Here is a 14,297-nt window from a genome sequence, read left to right on the forward strand (position 1 = left end):
TTCAGCGCAGGCGCAGTTGCACCGGCGCACTGCCGTCCGGCGAGGTCACATGCAGATGAATGCGCGCCTCCGGCTGGGAGTAACGCCAGGCGCGGGCGCCATGGCAAAGCAGCAGATTGATGAGGTCGCGGGTTTTCGGCGATTTCGCCTTCGGCCGCTGCAGGCCGATTTCGGCCAGGCGCAACGCCGCCTCGTGCAGAGGATGCAGGGATGAACGCGTTCTGGCCGCAGTGCGGCGCTCTGAAGGCGTTCCCGGAACATTCTCATTGATCGCCATTGTTTTCCCCGTAAGCAATACTGATCGAGTTCAAGAATGGTGGCCGGAAACGCAAACACCGATTCCGGCCGTTGCCGATGCCGCCGGCACTTCTGTGGGCAGCATCGAATGGCTCATTGGGCGGCCGCCCAGCACTTGACGCCGGCCTTCTTCAAGGCCTTGCAGGCGTTGACGGCATCACGCTGATCGTCGAAGCCGCCGAAGCGCGCACGGTAGACCTGGTCGCTGCCGGCGCCGTAGGCGACCGCGAAGGGCTTTGCCGAGGCGAGCGCCTTACCGCCCTTGCTCTTTGCGCCTTCCAGCAGGTCCATCGCCATCTGACGGCTCGGCGAAACACCGACCTGCACGACCCATCCGGCCGGACCGGTGTTGGCCGAAGTGGCGTTAGTCGAGGCGGTCGTGACATGATCGACGCCGGCATCGTCGCGCTCCGTCGGCTTTGCGGCCGAAGTCTGCGGCTTGAAAGTGGTGGTCTTGACCTTGGTTGGCGAAGGCATCGACTGCGTCACCAGTGGATTGTCGGATTTCGGAGCGGCGGTCTCGGCATAGGCGACTTCGGTCTCGGCGACCTGATAGCGCGCATCCGGCAGCGGCCCCTTGTGCGGCAGGCTGAGATCGGCGGCAGCGGCCGTGACCGGAGGCTGCGCTGCCGTGATCGTCTTTGCGACCTGCTGCGGAGCCTTCTTGGGCTGGACCGGGGCGGGCGTTTCGATGATCGCCGGCTCCGGAGCAGGGGCTGTCTGGGCGATCAGCGCCGAGGATCCGCCGCGGCTCGATGCCTTCGGCAGGTAGGTTGCGATCAGATTGCGCATCTGGGCGTCGCGGGCAGGCGTCGAGGTGCCGCCCATCACGACACCGACGATCGACCTGCCGTCCACCTGGACGGAGCTCACCAGATTGAAGCCGGCAGCACGGGTGTAACCGGTCTTGATGCCGTCGACGCCGCGCACGGAACCGACCAGACGGTTGTGGCTGCGGATCGTGCGGGTGCCGAACTTGAAGGCGCGGGTAGAGAAATAGCCGTAATATTGCGGGAAATGCTGGCGAAGGGCGATGCCGAGGCGGGCCTGATCGCGTGCCGTCGTCATCTGCGCCGTGTTCGGCAGGCCGTTGGCATTGCGGTAGGTGGTGCGCGTCATGCCGAGAGCATGCGCCTTGGCGGTCATCAGCTGCGCGAAACGATCCTCGCTGCCGCCGAGCATTTCACCGAGGGCGGTCGAGGCATCGTTGGCCGACAGGGTGACGAGACCGAGAATGCCCTGTTCGACGGTAATCGAGCCGCCGGCGCGCACGCCGAGTTTCGTCGGCGCCTGGGCCGCGGCATGAGCGGAGAAGGGAACCGGCGTATCGAGACGGATGCGGCCCTGCTCCAACGCTTCGAATACCAGATAGAGGGTCATCATCTTGGTCAGCGAGGCGGGATATTGCAGCCGATCGGCATTCTCACTGTAGAGAACGTTGCCGGTCTTGGCGTCGACGACGATGCCGGCATATTTCGGATTGGCCGCTTTCGCTTCGACACTCACCGAATCAACCAGGACGACCGTGACAGCCACCGAAAGGATCGCCAACAGCTTTGCGATAAAGCTGCCGGAACGGGACGATGATACGGAGGAGACTGACCTTGACACTATTCCACTCTTCGCTTGCATTTCAGTTGTTTGGCTCAAACCGCGCACACTCCCCACCGCACGGTTCGTCTTTTGAAATTACCGATTGGGCGTTACCAATCCGTTTATGATGAATCGTTTATTTCACTGTCCGGGGAGCATTTTAGGGACTTGTCGCAGAACGGTTCATAAGACGCGCCTCCACAAAGGTCCGGATAGCGGCATCAATATGTTCCCAGTCGCCGAGATGACTGCTGGAGAAGCGGTAAAGAACGCTGAGATCCCTGCCGACCTTGATGTCGCGCTGGCAATCTCCGCTCGCGGCCTTGTCGGGCGTTGAAGGCAATATGCAGCGCACGACGTAATCCGGCCCGTCCTTGACGGGGGCCGTCAGCAGCACCTCGTCGCCGTAACCCGCGTCGGCGCGCAGACGATGCAGCATCAAGCCGTTGCGAAAAGGCTCGGCAGTTCCTTCGAGCAGATGCGAATAGATCGGTTCGAGACGTCCGGACATGTCGCGCGACATGGTGCTCTGGGCGATCTGCAGGAAGATCAGGCCGGAGGATTGGGCGACGTCATCGAATCGAAGATGGTTTTCCTTGCCGTAACCCAGCATATCGGGCCAGGCGAGGTAGAGATCGACTCGCTCGGCGGCGCCGTCATGTCTCTGGCTTGGGAAGCGGATGGCGTTCTCGGGAAATTTGACGGTATCGCGGCCGATGGTCAGCGTGATTTCGGCCGTGCTGTCGGTGTTGCCGGCGAGCGAGATATGCCGGCCGAACCAGCGCCCGCCGATGCTGATCGCAACGGTCAACACCGCCAGGACGGCGATCACCGCCATGGTGCGGAGAAGAAATCCCATGGAAAGAAGCGGCTGCTCGTCGGGTGCGCTTTGCGCGGCTTGGCTCATGGCGGTTCTTCGCATTTCGGCCCGCCGCAGGAAGAACATGAGCCGCCGGCGCCGATGATGAATCTCATCGGCATGATCAGACCAGCAGGGTTAATACTTCGCTAAGATTTCCAAGGGATCGCTGCGTAGGAAACGAAACACTTGTTCCAAAAAGGAGCGAGCCGTTCCCGGGACAGCGGGAACGGCTCTTGGGCACCGGTCGGGACGGGATGCGGGGACTGACCGGGCCGAGGCCTTCTGCCGGTATTGCCGGCGGCCGTTCTTACTTGACGCTACCGACCGCGACAGTGCGGCCGTCCTGAAGCTTCGACCAGCGGGCCGGATCGTTGGCGGACTGGCGCTTCAGGTAGGTATATTCGGTATCCGACCACAGCAGCACCTTGTTGCGCATGTTGTCGAGGATGAAGTCGCCATGGTCGGTGCGGACCGTCAGCACGGCATGGCCTTCACCGTTCGGCTGCAGCACGACCGTGATCAGCGTATCGGAGGGCGAGAAACCGTCCTCGATCAGCATCTTGCGCTTCAAGAGGACATAATCCTCGCAGTCGCCGACGGTCGTCGGATAGGCCCAGCGCTCTTCGACACCGTAGATCTGTTCGTCCGTCTCCGGCTGGATCTCCGAATTGACAGTGTAGTTGACCTTCAGGATTTCCTTCCAGCGGTCCTCGGTGAGAATGGCCGGTCCGGCATCACCGCCAGAATAGGCGCATTCCTTCGGGTTCGCCTTGCAGAATTCATAGTGTCCGATCGGCGGGCTGGCATTGCCTGCCAATGCCATGCTGGCGGGCGTGGCCTGTCCCGAGCCCGCCATTGCCATCATGATCGCACCGGCCAGAAGGCCGCCTTTCAGGATTTTCGCAGTTGTCATTGCCGTCTCCCCGTAAGTTGAGGCGACAATGACACAGACGTTTTTATCTCACGGAAAATTACGCAATAGAATTAAAGGCTTAGTTGAAACAAATGCCGATAAAACCTGACTAAAAACAATCTCAAATGCGCATAAAATTTGAAGCTGATTTGTCTCGAATTCGATTAAAATTGAATCATACGGAACAAGGCTTTCAGTCGCGTAAGGCTTGTGCTCTCGCCCCTGTGTTAAGGATTTTCGTTGAGCCGGATAAATGCCGGTGTGCGCCCAGCGGCTGGTAGCCGGCGGGTGATGCCGTCGAAACCGATCGATTCGGCCGCTTCAAAATCAGAATGTCGCTCACGTCCGGGGTTTTGGCTGAAAAATTATTTTCGACAAAATTCGCGAAATCTATCGGTGGCGGCGACGATCGCGGCACTCATATCGGGGCTGAACATGGAATGGGCGGCGCGTGGAAGGATCTTGAGCTCGCTCTGCGGCCAAGCTCGCGCCAGTTCCCAGGCGGTGACGAGCGGCGCCTCGATGTCGAACCTTCCCTGCAACAAAATACCGGGAATGCCGGTAAGCAGCGCGGCATTCTTCAAAAGCACACCGTCTTCCAGCCATGCGCCATTCACGAAGTAGTGGGTAATGATGCGCGCGCGCGCCAGCAGATAGTCCGGATCGGCCCAGCGGCGCGGCCGGCCTTCGGGATCGGCGAGCAGGATCGAGGCCGCCTCCCAGTCATGCCAATCGCGCGCCGCCTTGAGACGCGTGTGCTGATCCGGATCGTTGAGAAGATGATGGTAGGCAGCAACCATATCCTCGCCTTGCGCCTGGCCCGAGGGAATCGCCTCGCGGAAACGGTGCCATTCCTCAGGAAACAGAGGCGCCATGCCGCGATAAAGCCAATCGATCTCCGAACGCCGGGTGGTGGTTACGCCCGCAATCACGACAGCGGCGACGCGCTCCGGATGGGTTTCGGCGTAAGCGAGCGCCAGCGTCGAGCCCCAGGAATTGCCCAGAAGCAGCCAGGTTTCGATGCCGAGATAGTTCCGCAGTCGCTCGATATCGGCAACGAGATGCCAGGTGGTGTTGAGGGAAAGATCGGTTTCGGGATCGGCGGCGCTCGGCAGGCTGCGCCCGCAATTGCGCTGGTCGAACAGAATGATCCGATAGGCATCGGGATCGAACTGGCGTCGCGCCGCGGTCGAGCAGCCGGAGCCCGGCCCGCCATGCAGCACGAGCGCCGGGCTGCCGGCCGGATTGCCGCAGGCCTCCCAATAAATCACGTTGCCGTCGCCTGTATCCAAGAGGCCGTGATCATATGGTTCGATCTCAGGATAGAGAGGTGACATCGGCGCGCCCCGATTGAGGAGACGAGCCTTATGCGCCGGATCGGTGGGGAGGAAAAGACGGCTTACAGGAACTCGCGCAGCGTTTCGCGGGACTGGATCGAGAGAAACTCGATTGCGACACCTTCGACGAAGTGGCGCACGACACGGCCGCGCATATTGCCGAGACGCACCGCCGTCCCGATCGAGGGACGCATTTCGACGTCGATAGCGGCGCCCGAGAGCGAAAGGTCCATGATGCGGCAGGAATAACGCGTGCCGTCATCGAGGGTGAGTTCGGTCTTCACGTCACGCGGCGTCAGACGGTCGTGGCGACGATCCTCGGGCAGGCCGAGCTCATGTTTGTTGGCAAGCCAGGTGAGCTGGGCGGCGAGCTTCTCGCGCTTGCGGTCCGTGGCATTGATGGACATGGTGAAGCCGCGGCCGTCGAGCGTCTGGACATAGCCTTCGACACGGCCGAGATGGTCGATATAGGCGACGACGCGTTCGTTGGCGCGGGGCCGGCCAATGCAGGTGACGTACATGTCGCCCGGCGACATGTCGATCACCATGCATTCGAATTCTTCGTAGTTCGCAAGCATCAGCCGGCCCTGCATATTGATGGGCACACGCTGGAAAACGCCCTGTTCAGGGCGCGGCGCAGGTCGTTGCGTCTGAGCTGGCTGGAACGAGTGCATCAAAAGGCTTCTTCATGAAAATGGCAGAGTTCGATCATTACCCGCAATCCATTAACAGAAGGTTGTTCCGTCCGATCCCGGCATAGCCGAAAACGAGTATGCCGGGTGTCCTGAAACGGGATTGTCAGCGCGCCTCCGCGCTCAGCAGATGCGACACCATGCGGCGCATGGCTTGCCCGAAACGGGCGCTCTTGCCGGCGGCGATCTCGTTGATCGGGCGCATTTGGGCGGATGCAGACTTGCCGAAATGTGTCGGGCCGAAATGTGTCGGGAGCAGACGGCTGCGGTCGAGCGCCAGGAATTCGAGCGGCACGATCTCCAGCCAGCTTGCAGCCGCCGCCGGTGTGATTGCGCCGAGCAGCCGGTCGCAGGCGCCGCCCGGCGAACGCAGCGGCATCATGACGATTTCGAAGGAAGCCTGATGGCCAACGGTGCTGTAGCCGGTGGCATTGAACAGCGCCGGCATCGCATGATCCATCACACCCATCGCCGTGCGTTCGATATCCGTATGCTGGCCATGCGCCCAAAGCGACGAAAAGCGCTCGCCGCGCAGGTCGCGTCCGAAGAGATCGCAGATACGGGTGCCGGCGAGCCGGAAGCCGATGTCTCCGCCTCCGCGCATCTCCAGAATGAAGAGGCTCTGGAGAAGATGGGGAACGGCAGAGGGTTCGACTTGTGACTTCAACGGCGCATCCGCAGTGCCGCGGATGCGATTCCAGTAGTCGAAGATTTCGATGGTCGTTTGTAAACGCATTTCACACCAACCTGTCCCATTCCGGAGCAATTTCAGGCCCTCATGGCCCTTACAGGCTTTACCATGCGGATTTCATGCCAAAGCCGGGCCGGTAAGGTTAACAAAGGGTTTCGATTGAGGTGCGATGCCTGTCGTGACACTGTCTCATCATGGCTTCGACTTTCGAAGTTCAGCACAGCCTAACCGGGCCGAAGTCTTTGCTTGAGATCCCGGTACGCCGCCCGACACTCCGGGCGGCTTTTTTTTTGACAAGCGCTCCTGTATGGCTGTGGCCTCAACGAGGCGAAATGCAGATGAATGAGCAGACGGCCGAGCCGAACAAGGCGCCCGAACCTCTTAAGGTCCAGCCGCCGGCACGGCCACCGCGCGTACCGGTCTTCAATCTTCCGCCGGCGCTGTTCTTCAGCCTTTGCCTGCTTGCCGTCATCTACTTGGTGCAGGCATTCCTGCTTCCCGACGATGCTGTGGAGTGGCTGCTCTTCACTTTCGGCTTCGTTCCCGCGCGCTATGTGATTCCATTGTCGCAGCAGGGGCCGGAACTATTCTGGACGCCCATTACCTATTCACTGCTGCATGGCAGCGTCGAGCATATAGCCTTCAATGCATTGTGGCTGATGGCCTTCGGCGCGCCGGTCGTGCGCCGCATCGGGACGCTGCGTTTCGTGCTCTTCTGGATCTTTTCCTCCGTTGCATCAGCCGCCTTGCACACGGCCCTGAACTGGGGGGACATATCGCTGCTGATCGGCGCATCCGGCGTCATCTCCGGGCTGATGGGAGCAGCCTGCCGCTTCGCTTTTCCGGCCGAGCGGAGGCCGATGCTGCCGGCGCATCTCAACGCGCGGCTTTCCATTTTCGAGGCGCTGAAGAGCCGGACCGTCGTCATCTTCATGCTGTTCTGGCTGTTCGGCAACGCGCTGATCGCCGTCGGCATCCCGCTCGTCGGCGACGGCAGCCAGGAGATCGCCTGGGATGCGCATATCGGCGGATTCGTCTTCGGCTTTTTCCTGTTTTCGCTTTTCGACCGGGCGCCGCCGCGCCCGTCTGTGGAACCTGCCGAAGCGGAGAAGGATGTGTTGCAATCCTGAGCCGGGCAGTGCACCATCGACCTATTATCCGCGCTGGGGGGAGAAACCGCCGCGGATGCCTGTGACAAGTGTTTCACGGACATAGGAGGTTCGAATGACCGGTTCAGTCAAAGCAATTCTCGACCTGAAGGGCAGGGACGTCGTCACCGCCGGGCCGAATACCACCGTCGCCGAGGCGGCCAATATCCTGAGCAAGAAGAAGATCGGCGCCATCGTCGTCGTCGGCATGGAGAACCGGATTTCCGGCATGTTCACCGAGCGCGATCTCGTGCATGCCATCGCCAAGCACGGCAAGGAAGGCCTCGATCAGCCGCTCTCCCAGGTGATGACGTCAAAGGTCTATCGCTGCCACGAGGAGACGACCGTCAACGAGTTGATGGAGCTGATGACCAGCCGTCGTTTCCGTCACGTGCCGGTGGAAAGCAACGGCAAGCTTGCCGGCATCATCTCGATCGGCGACGTGGTGAAATCGCGCATCGCCGCGGTCGAGCGCGAAGCCGAGGAGATCAAGGCTTATATTGCCGGCTGAGGTTTGGCCGGCCTCGGTTCTATGCATATTGCCCGGGCCGCCTGGGGACGGCATGCCTGCTCAGGGATGGCTGGCGTAGACTTCCTGCATGCGCTTGATTTCGGGGAGCCGGGCTCTGGCTTCCTCGTAACCGCGTTCGATCGCCTCGCCGGCCCGGTGGAATTCGGAGAGGCCGATATCGCTGAGACGCGGCTGCAGCGAAATATCAGGCGGGTCGCCGGCAAGGCGGGCGCGGGCAATCCTGTCCTGGATGATGTTGAAAGCCTGCACCATGACGCCGGTCATGCCGAGCCGTGCATAGGGCGCCTCTTCCTGCTTCTGAACTTCCTGCGGCGAAAGGCTGGCATTATGCCGGACGACGGCCGAGCGGCCGTAGAGATCGTAATTGAGATTGACGGCAACGACGAGGAGCTGCTCGTAAGCGCGGCAGACCGAGACGGGAACCGGATTGACCAGCGCGCCATCGACCAGCGTGCGGTGATTGCTGCGCACCGGCTCGAAGATGCCGGGCAGGGCATAGGAAGCCCTGAGCGCCGTGATCAGCGAGCCGTTGGCGATCCAGACTTCGTGACCGGTATTGACCTCCGCCGCGACCGCGACGAAAGGCCGGTCGAGATCCTCGACGTTGAGGCCTTCGAGATGCTCCTGCATCCGCTTGGTCAGCCGCATGCCGCCGAAAAGGCCGCTGCCGCCGATGGTGAGGTCGAGCAGGCTTGCGATGCGGCGCATGGTGAGCGACCGGGCGAAGCTTTCGAGCTCATCGAGTTTGCCGGCGAGATAACAGCCGCCGACCAGCGCGCCGATCGACGTGCCGGCAATCATGCCGATCTCGATCTTCGCTTCGTCGAGCGCGCGCAACACGCCGATATGCGCCCAGCCGCGGGCAGCGCCACCGCCGAGCGCGAGCGCGATCTTGATTTTTCTGGGAGGCGCGGGGGGAGGGATCGTTTCGAGTGTGGTAGACATGCCGGAACCGGAGCCGGAACCCTCGCCTTCAGAGCTTTGACGATGCAGACTCCAGCTCAGCATGGCGCTCTCCCCTCCCAGCAGAACACGTGACTTCCGATAGTGTGCCCGATCCGTTTCTAAATCGTATATAGAGGCGGTTTCTGGCGCAATAAGGGACAAATGTCCGGAAATCGGGGCTATTTTCCGTAGATGTCCTTCGGATCGAAATGACGCTCGTCGTCAACGATATCGAGCATCGGCTTTCCGTCCTGAAGGGTGATCGTCCGGTAGAAGCAGGAGCGCCGGCCGGTGTGGCAGGTGGCGTCGTGGCCGGCGACCTCGACTTTCAGCCAGATGGCGTCCTGATCGCAATCCGTGCGGATTTCCTTCACAGTCTGGAGATTGCCAGAGGTTTCCCCCTTCTTCCAGATCTTGCCGCGCGAACGGCTGAAATAATGGGCCGTGCCGGTCTGGATGGTCAGCGCCAGCGCCTGCGCGTTCATATGCGCCACCATCAACAGTTCGCCGTCGCCGGCATCCGTGACGATCGCGGTGATCAGGCCGCGATCATCGAAACGCGGCGTGAAATCGCCAGCGTCTTCCAAGGTGGACTTGTCCTCGGACGGTTGATTGAAGATCAGTTGGCTCATCGCGGCCCTCCTGAGGGAGCCGGTATCAGCGGCCCCGCACCATGCTCATGAAACGGGCCTGGTCGGCCGGCTCCGTCTTGAACGTTCCCGTAAATGTTGTCGTCAGCGTGGTCGAGCCCTGCTTCTGAACGCCACGCATCGCCATGCACATATGTTCAGCCTCGATCATCACGGCGACACCGCGCGGATTGAGCGTATCGTCGATCGCCCGGGCGATCTGCGCGGTCATGGTTTCCTGCGTCTGCAACCGGCGGCCGAAGATTTCGACGACGCGGGCAATCTTCGACAGGCCGAGCACGCGGCCATCGGGCATATAGGCGACGTGGGCCTTGCCGATGATCGGGACCATATGATGTTCGCAATGCGAATAGAACGGAATGTCCTTGACGAGGACCATGTCGTCGTAGCCGGCGACCTCCTCGAAGGTGCGGCCGAGCACGTCTTCCGGCGCCATGTCGTAGCCGGAGAAAAGCTCGCGGTAGGATTTGACGACACGGGCCGGCGTCTCGAGCAGGCCTTCACGCGTCGGATCGTCACCGGCCCAGCGCAGCAGCACGCGAACGGCTTCCTCCGCCTCCTGCTGGGAAGGGCGGTCGGACTCGCGGTTCGTCTGCGGAAAGTTCTTCACGATGGCGTCCATGATCAATGGTCTCCTGGTCCACATCGCGGACCCATCTGTCGGAATTGCCACTGGTCAGTCCCATGAGGGAATTCTTGCACCTTTGGCAGGCTCCGGGGCTTTCAGGGCCAATTCAGCCCGTCCGGCACGGTTTCCCAATCAAACTTACACGAGGCCATTGCATTTTCATGGCCTTCGAACGACATACATATAGGAAGACGGCCGTGCTATGTAAGTATCCTGAGAGGACACGGTGCGTTTTTTGTTTCAACGACAATAACAGGCTGAAAAACGGCCAATCCGCAGCGATTTTGGAGCGGAATCCAGCATGGATGACATCTACAACAGCAAAATCCTCGAATTCGCAGGCAATATTCCGCTGACCGGGACGCTTGATGATGCCGATGCGAGCGCCCAGGCCCATTCCAAACTCTGCGGCTCGAAGGTGCGGATCTGGCTGAAGATGGACGGCGATACCGTGATCGGTTTTGCCCATGACGTAAAGGCATGCGCGCTCGGGCAGGCCTCGTCCTCGATCATGGCTCGCCATGTCCTTGGCGCGACATCGGGTGAAGTGCGCCAGGCGCGCCAGGACATGCTCGCCATGCTGAAGGCGGACGGCGCAGGCCCCATCGGCCGGTTCGAGGACATGCGCTACCTGCTGCCGGTGCGGGATTACAAGGCCCGTCACGCCTCGACGATGCTGACCTTCGATGCGGTCGTCGATGCGATCGGGCAGATCGAGGCGAAACGGGCGGAAGTTATCGAGGCGTAACCGGGATGTGCGAGTTCTGTGCCCTGCAGGCCAGCGATGAGGACGACGGCGGCGCCGCCGGATCCGAAAAGCCGCGCAAAACGGTGGCACACCGTTCCCGCAACTATGCCGGCGCCTTCCGCAAGACTCCCGATCGCCTGCTCGGCATGGGGCTGATCCGTCTCTATCAACTGACGCTTTCGGGCTTTGTCGGCAATTCCTGCCGCCATATCCCGACCTGCTCGGAATATGGCTACGAGTCGATCGCCCGCCACGGCCTTTGGGCAGGGGGCTGGATGACGCTCTTTCGCGTCGGCCGCTGCGGCCCGGGCGGGACCAGCGGGCTCGACCAGGTGCCGGAGACGCTCGGCGACAGTTTTCGTTGGTGGACCCCGTGGCGCTATCTCGCCCTCGGACGCAAGAGAGGGTGAGCGCAGCAACCAAGCGTGAGGCGCGGGTCACCGTTCAGTGACCGTGATCTCGAGCGCGGAGGAGAGGAGGAGAGCGAGTGGCTATGAGCATGTTTGTTGCCCTTCTGCACAGCATCGTGCTGACTCCCGACCGCCGGGTCATCATGGAGGATCTGCGCGCACTTGCCAAAGAGCTTGGCTATCGCGAGCCACGCACGCTGGTTTCAACCGGCAATCTGGTCTTCGAGGCAGACGGAATGCGGCCGCATGAACTCGAGGTCGCGCTGGAAGAGGGCTTCGAAGAGAAGTTCGGCAAGCATGTCGATATCATCGTACGCAGCGACTGCACCTGGATGGCGCTCTGCGGCACCAATCCCTTTCGGGATGGCAGCGGAGACCAGGTCATCGTCCGGGTCATGCGCCTGCCGATCGACCCGGAAAAGGTGGAGGCGCTGAAGCCGCTAATGGCGGAAGGCCAGCGCATCGCGGTCGTCGGCGGCGACCTCTGGATCGATTTCGCCGGCAAGCCGAGCCAATCCAAGCTGCTCTCGGCGCTGACGACCAAGCGGCTCGGCATCGGCACGATGCGCAACTGGAATACGGTTTGCGGCCTCGCCCAAATGATCATGTAGACCGGGCATCTTCTTTACTCCCGCGGAAAATCTGAGTATCAGGCGGCAGCGCATCCAGCAAAGGGAAGCGCGTCGTTGCAACCACCCGCATTCGTTGGCGGGACTGGACAAGGAGAATTCGATGTCTGAAGCCATTTCCCTGACATTTCCCGATGGTTCGGTGCGCAGCTTCCCGGCTGGCGCGACCGGCAGGGATGTCGCCGAATCCATTTCGAAGTCGCTCGCCAAGAGCGCCGTCGCCATTGCGATCGACGGCGATGTGCGCGACCTTTCCGATGCCGTGACCGACGGCAAGATCGAGATCATCACCCGCAAGGATGGCCGCGCGCTGGAACTCATCCGGCATGACGCTGCGCATGTGATGGCCGAAGCCGTACAGGAGCTGTGGCCCGGCACGCAGGTGACGATCGGCCCCGTGATCGAAAACGGCTTCTATTACGATTTCGCCAAGAACGAGCCCTTCACGCCCGACGATCTGCCGAAGATCGAAAAGAAGATGAAGGAGATCATTGCCCGCAACGCGCCCTTCACCAAGCAGATCTGGTCACGCGAGAAGGCCAAGGAGGTCTTTGCCGCCAAGGGTGAAAACTACAAGGTCGAGCTCGTCGATGCGATCCCGGAAGGGCAGGATCTGAAGATCTACAATCAGGGCGAATGGTTCGACCTCTGCCGCGGCCCGCACATGGCCTCCACCGGCCAGATCGGCACGGCCTTCAAGCTGATGAAGGTTGCCGGCGCCTATTGGCGCGGCGACAGCAACAACGCCATGCTGTCGCGCATCTACGGCACGGCATGGGCCGACCAAGCCGATCTCGACAATTATCTGCATATGCTGGCGGAAGCCGAAAAGCGCGACCACCGCAAGCTCGGCCGCGAAATGGACCTGTTCCATTTTCAGGAAGAGGGTCCGGGCGTCGTCTTCTGGCACGGCAAGGGCTGGCGCATCTTCCAGTCGCTCGTCTCCTATATGCGCCGCCGGCTCGCCGTCGATTATGAAGAAGTCAACGCGCCGCAGGTGCTCGACACTTCGCTCTGGGAAACCTCGGGGCACTGGGGCTGGTATCAGGAAAACATGTTCGCCGTGAAATCGGCGCATGCGATGACGCATCCCGAAGACAAGGAAGCTGACAATCGCGTCTTTGCGCTGAAGCCGATGAACTGCCCCGGCCACGTGCAGATCTTCAAGCATGGCCTGAAGTCCTATCGCGAACTGCCGATCCGTCTGGCGGAGTTCGGCCTGGTTCATCGCTATGAGCCCTCGGGCGCGCTGCATGGTCTGATGCGCGTGCGCGGCTTCACGCAGGACGACGCGCACATCTTCTGCACTGACGAGCAGATGGCCGCCGAATGCCTGAAGATCAACGATCTCATCCTTTCGGTCTACGAAGATTTCGGCTTCAAGGAAATCGTCGTCAAGCTTTCCACCCGTCCGGAAAAGCGCGTCGGTTCCGACGCGCTCTGGGATCGCGCCGAAGCCGTCATGACCGACGTGCTGAAGACGATCGAGGCGCAGTCAGAAGGCCGCATCAAGACCGGCATCCTGCCGGGCGAGGGCGCTTTCTACGGGCCGAAGTTCGAATATACGCTGAAGGACGCGATCGGCCGTGAATGGCAGTGCGGCACGACGCAGGTCGACTTCAACCTGCCGGAACGCTTCGGCGCCTTCTATATCGACAGCAACTCCGAAAAGACGCAGCCGGTGATGATCCATCGCGCCATCTGCGGCTCGATGGAGCGCTTCCTCGGCATCCTGATCGAGAACTTCGCCGGCCATATGCCGCTCTGGGTATCGCCGCTGCAGGTGGTGGTCGCGACGATCACCTCGGAAGCAGATGCCTACGGGCTTGAAGTGGCCGAGGCGCTGCGCGAGGCCGGCCTCAACGTCGAGACCGACTTCCGCAACGAGAAGATCAACTACAAGATCCGCGAGCATTCGGTCACCAAGGTTCCCGTCATCATCGTCTGCGGCAGGAAAGAGGCCGAGGAGCGCACGGTCAACATCCGCCGTCTCGGCAGCCAGGATCAGGTTTCGATGGGGCTCGACGCCGCCGTCGGGAGCCTTGCCCTCGAGGCGACGCCGCCCGACGTTCGCCGCAAGGCCGAAGCAAAGAAAGCCAGGGCGGCCTGAAAATCGCTTGAATACGACAGCGCCGACCTCGGCGCTGTCGGAAACCGCGCCAACCTGCACTTCGAAAAATCTTCCCGCCAATCATTGAAATTCGCCCGAAGCGCTGGCCGAT

At 61.3% G+C, this 14,297-nt stretch carries 16 protein-coding genes; 6 read left to right on the plus strand and 10 right to left on the minus strand.

What is annotated here, in order from left to right:
* Position 1: 1 nt before the first annotated feature.
* The 7 genes from ATY78_RS24855 to ATY78_RS24885 all read right to left on the minus strand — a co-directional run bounded on the left by ATY78_RS24855 (position 2) and on the right by ATY78_RS24885 (position 6,460).
* Positions 2-277, minus strand: a complete 276-nt coding sequence (locus tag ATY78_RS24855; protein WP_088684965.1) for a hypothetical protein — start codon at positions 275-277, stop codon at positions 2-4.
* 113 nt (positions 278-390) lie between these two features.
* Positions 391-1,929 (minus strand): D-alanyl-D-alanine carboxypeptidase, encoded by a 1,539-nt coding sequence (locus tag ATY78_RS24860; protein WP_088684966.1) that lies wholly within the window; start codon positions 1,927-1,929, stop codon positions 391-393.
* Positions 1,930-2,050: 121 nt separating this feature from the next.
* Entirely contained in the window at positions 2,051-2,836 is a 786-nt protein-coding gene (locus ATY78_RS24865) for a hypothetical protein (RefSeq protein ID WP_088684967.1), read from the minus strand.
* A 223-nt stretch (positions 2,837-3,059) separates the two neighbouring features.
* The gene (locus ATY78_RS24870; RefSeq protein WP_088684968.1) at positions 3,060-3,665 is read right to left on the minus strand and encodes a transglutaminase-like cysteine peptidase; all 606 of its coding nucleotides are present in this window, start codon (positions 3,663-3,665) and stop codon (positions 3,060-3,062) included.
* Positions 3,666-4,030: 365 nt separating this feature from the next.
* Positions 4,031-5,002, minus strand: a complete 972-nt coding sequence (pip, locus tag ATY78_RS24875) for a prolyl aminopeptidase (protein WP_088684969.1) — start codon at positions 5,000-5,002, stop codon at positions 4,031-4,033.
* A 62-nt stretch (positions 5,003-5,064) separates the two neighbouring features.
* The gene (locus ATY78_RS24880) at positions 5,065-5,676 is read right to left on the minus strand and encodes a PilZ domain-containing protein (protein ID WP_088684970.1); all 612 of its coding nucleotides are present in this window, start codon (positions 5,674-5,676) and stop codon (positions 5,065-5,067) included.
* Between the two features lie 124 nt (positions 5,677-5,800).
* Positions 5,801-6,460 (minus strand): PAS domain-containing protein, encoded by a 660-nt coding sequence (locus tag ATY78_RS24885; protein WP_088684971.1) that lies wholly within the window; start codon positions 6,458-6,460, stop codon positions 5,801-5,803.
* A 263-nt stretch (positions 6,461-6,723) separates the two neighbouring features.
* On the opposite strand from ATY78_RS24885, the gene ATY78_RS24890 reads away from it, so the two are divergent.
* Together ATY78_RS24890 and ATY78_RS24895 are read left to right on the plus strand one after the other, a co-directional pair.
* Positions 6,724-7,515, plus strand: a complete 792-nt coding sequence (locus tag ATY78_RS24890; protein WP_088684972.1) for a rhomboid family intramembrane serine protease — start codon at positions 6,724-6,726, stop codon at positions 7,513-7,515.
* A gap of 94 nt (positions 7,516-7,609) precedes the next feature.
* A complete protein-coding gene (locus tag ATY78_RS24895) occupies positions 7,610-8,044 on the plus strand; it encodes a CBS domain-containing protein (protein ID WP_088684973.1) in 435 nt (144 codons plus the stop codon).
* A gap of 60 nt (positions 8,045-8,104) precedes the next feature.
* On the opposite strand, the gene ATY78_RS24900 is transcribed toward ATY78_RS24895, so the two are convergent.
* The 3 genes from ATY78_RS24900 to folE form a co-directional block, all read right to left on the minus strand.
* A complete protein-coding gene (locus ATY78_RS24900) occupies positions 8,105-9,073 on the minus strand; it encodes a patatin-like phospholipase family protein (RefSeq protein WP_088684974.1) in 969 nt (322 codons plus the stop codon).
* 116 nt (positions 9,074-9,189) lie between these two features.
* Entirely contained in the window at positions 9,190-9,642 is a 453-nt protein-coding gene (gene hisI / locus ATY78_RS24905) for a phosphoribosyl-AMP cyclohydrolase (RefSeq protein ID WP_088684975.1), read from the minus strand.
* Between the two features lie 25 nt (positions 9,643-9,667).
* Positions 9,668-10,282: a GTP cyclohydrolase I FolE gene (gene folE / locus ATY78_RS24910; RefSeq protein WP_088684976.1), complete on the minus strand. Its 615-nt coding sequence runs from the start codon at positions 10,280-10,282 to the stop codon at positions 9,668-9,670.
* A gap of 307 nt (positions 10,283-10,589) precedes the next feature.
* On the opposite strand from folE, the gene ATY78_RS24915 reads away from it, so the two are divergent.
* The 4 genes from ATY78_RS24915 (at position 10,590) to thrS (ending at position 14,185) form a co-directional block, all read left to right on the plus strand.
* Positions 10,590-11,036, plus strand: coding sequence for an iron-sulfur cluster assembly scaffold protein (locus ATY78_RS24915; RefSeq protein WP_088684977.1), 447 nt, complete (start codon positions 10,590-10,592; stop codon positions 11,034-11,036).
* 5 nt (positions 11,037-11,041) lie between these two features.
* Positions 11,042-11,446, plus strand: coding sequence for a membrane protein insertion efficiency factor YidD (yidD, locus tag ATY78_RS24920; protein ID WP_088684978.1), 405 nt, complete (start codon positions 11,042-11,044; stop codon positions 11,444-11,446).
* Between the two features lie 83 nt (positions 11,447-11,529).
* Positions 11,530-12,057, plus strand: coding sequence for a DUF1697 domain-containing protein (locus tag ATY78_RS24925; protein WP_088684979.1), 528 nt, complete (start codon positions 11,530-11,532; stop codon positions 12,055-12,057).
* Between the two features lie 121 nt (positions 12,058-12,178).
* Positions 12,179-14,185, plus strand: a complete 2,007-nt coding sequence (gene thrS, locus ATY78_RS24930; protein WP_088684980.1) for a threonine--tRNA ligase — start codon at positions 12,179-12,181, stop codon at positions 14,183-14,185.
* Positions 14,186-14,297 lie beyond the last annotated feature (112 nt).

Origin of the sequence: Rhizobium sp. R635 (genome assembly GCF_002211285.1) — a bacterium.
Classification (GTDB): Bacteria; Pseudomonadota; Alphaproteobacteria; order Rhizobiales; family Rhizobiaceae; genus Rhizobium.

Excerpts from the sequence above, each read along its gene's own strand:
- ATY78_RS24855 (WP_088684965.1), bottom strand. The coding sequence starts at position 277 with ATGGCGATCAATGAGAATGTTCCGGGAACGCCTTCAGAGCGCCGCACT.
- ATY78_RS24860 (WP_088684966.1), bottom strand. The coding sequence starts at position 1,929 with ATGCAAGCGAAGAGTGGAATAGTGTCAAGGTCAGTCTCCTCCGTATCA.
- ATY78_RS24865 (WP_088684967.1), bottom strand. The coding sequence starts at position 2,836 with ATGTTCTTCCTGCGGCGGGCCGAAATGCGAAGAACCGCCATGAGCCAA.
- ATY78_RS24870 (WP_088684968.1), bottom strand. The coding sequence starts at position 3,665 with ATGACAACTGCGAAAATCCTGAAAGGCGGCCTTCTGGCCGGTGCGATC.
- pip (WP_088684969.1), bottom strand. The coding sequence starts at position 5,002 with ATGTCACCTCTCTATCCTGAGATCGAACCATATGATCACGGCCTCTTG.
- ATY78_RS24880 (WP_088684970.1), bottom strand. The coding sequence starts at position 5,676 with ATGCACTCGTTCCAGCCAGCTCAGACGCAACGACCTGCGCCGCGCCCT.
- ATY78_RS24890 (WP_088684972.1), top strand. The coding sequence starts at position 6,724 with ATGAATGAGCAGACGGCCGAGCCGAACAAGGCGCCCGAACCTCTTAAG.
- ATY78_RS24895 (WP_088684973.1), top strand. The coding sequence starts at position 7,610 with ATGACCGGTTCAGTCAAAGCAATTCTCGACCTGAAGGGCAGGGACGTC.
- ATY78_RS24900 (WP_088684974.1), bottom strand. The coding sequence starts at position 9,073 with ATGCTGAGCTGGAGTCTGCATCGTCAAAGCTCTGAAGGCGAGGGTTCC.
- hisI (WP_088684975.1), bottom strand. The coding sequence starts at position 9,642 with ATGAGCCAACTGATCTTCAATCAACCGTCCGAGGACAAGTCCACCTTG.
- folE (WP_088684976.1), bottom strand. The coding sequence starts at position 10,282 with ATGGACGCCATCGTGAAGAACTTTCCGCAGACGAACCGCGAGTCCGAC.
- ATY78_RS24915 (WP_088684977.1), top strand. The coding sequence starts at position 10,590 with ATGGATGACATCTACAACAGCAAAATCCTCGAATTCGCAGGCAATATT.
- yidD (WP_088684978.1), top strand. The coding sequence starts at position 11,042 with ATGTGCGAGTTCTGTGCCCTGCAGGCCAGCGATGAGGACGACGGCGGC.
- ATY78_RS24925 (WP_088684979.1), top strand. The coding sequence starts at position 11,530 with ATGAGCATGTTTGTTGCCCTTCTGCACAGCATCGTGCTGACTCCCGAC.
- thrS (WP_088684980.1), top strand. The coding sequence starts at position 12,179 with ATGTCTGAAGCCATTTCCCTGACATTTCCCGATGGTTCGGTGCGCAGC.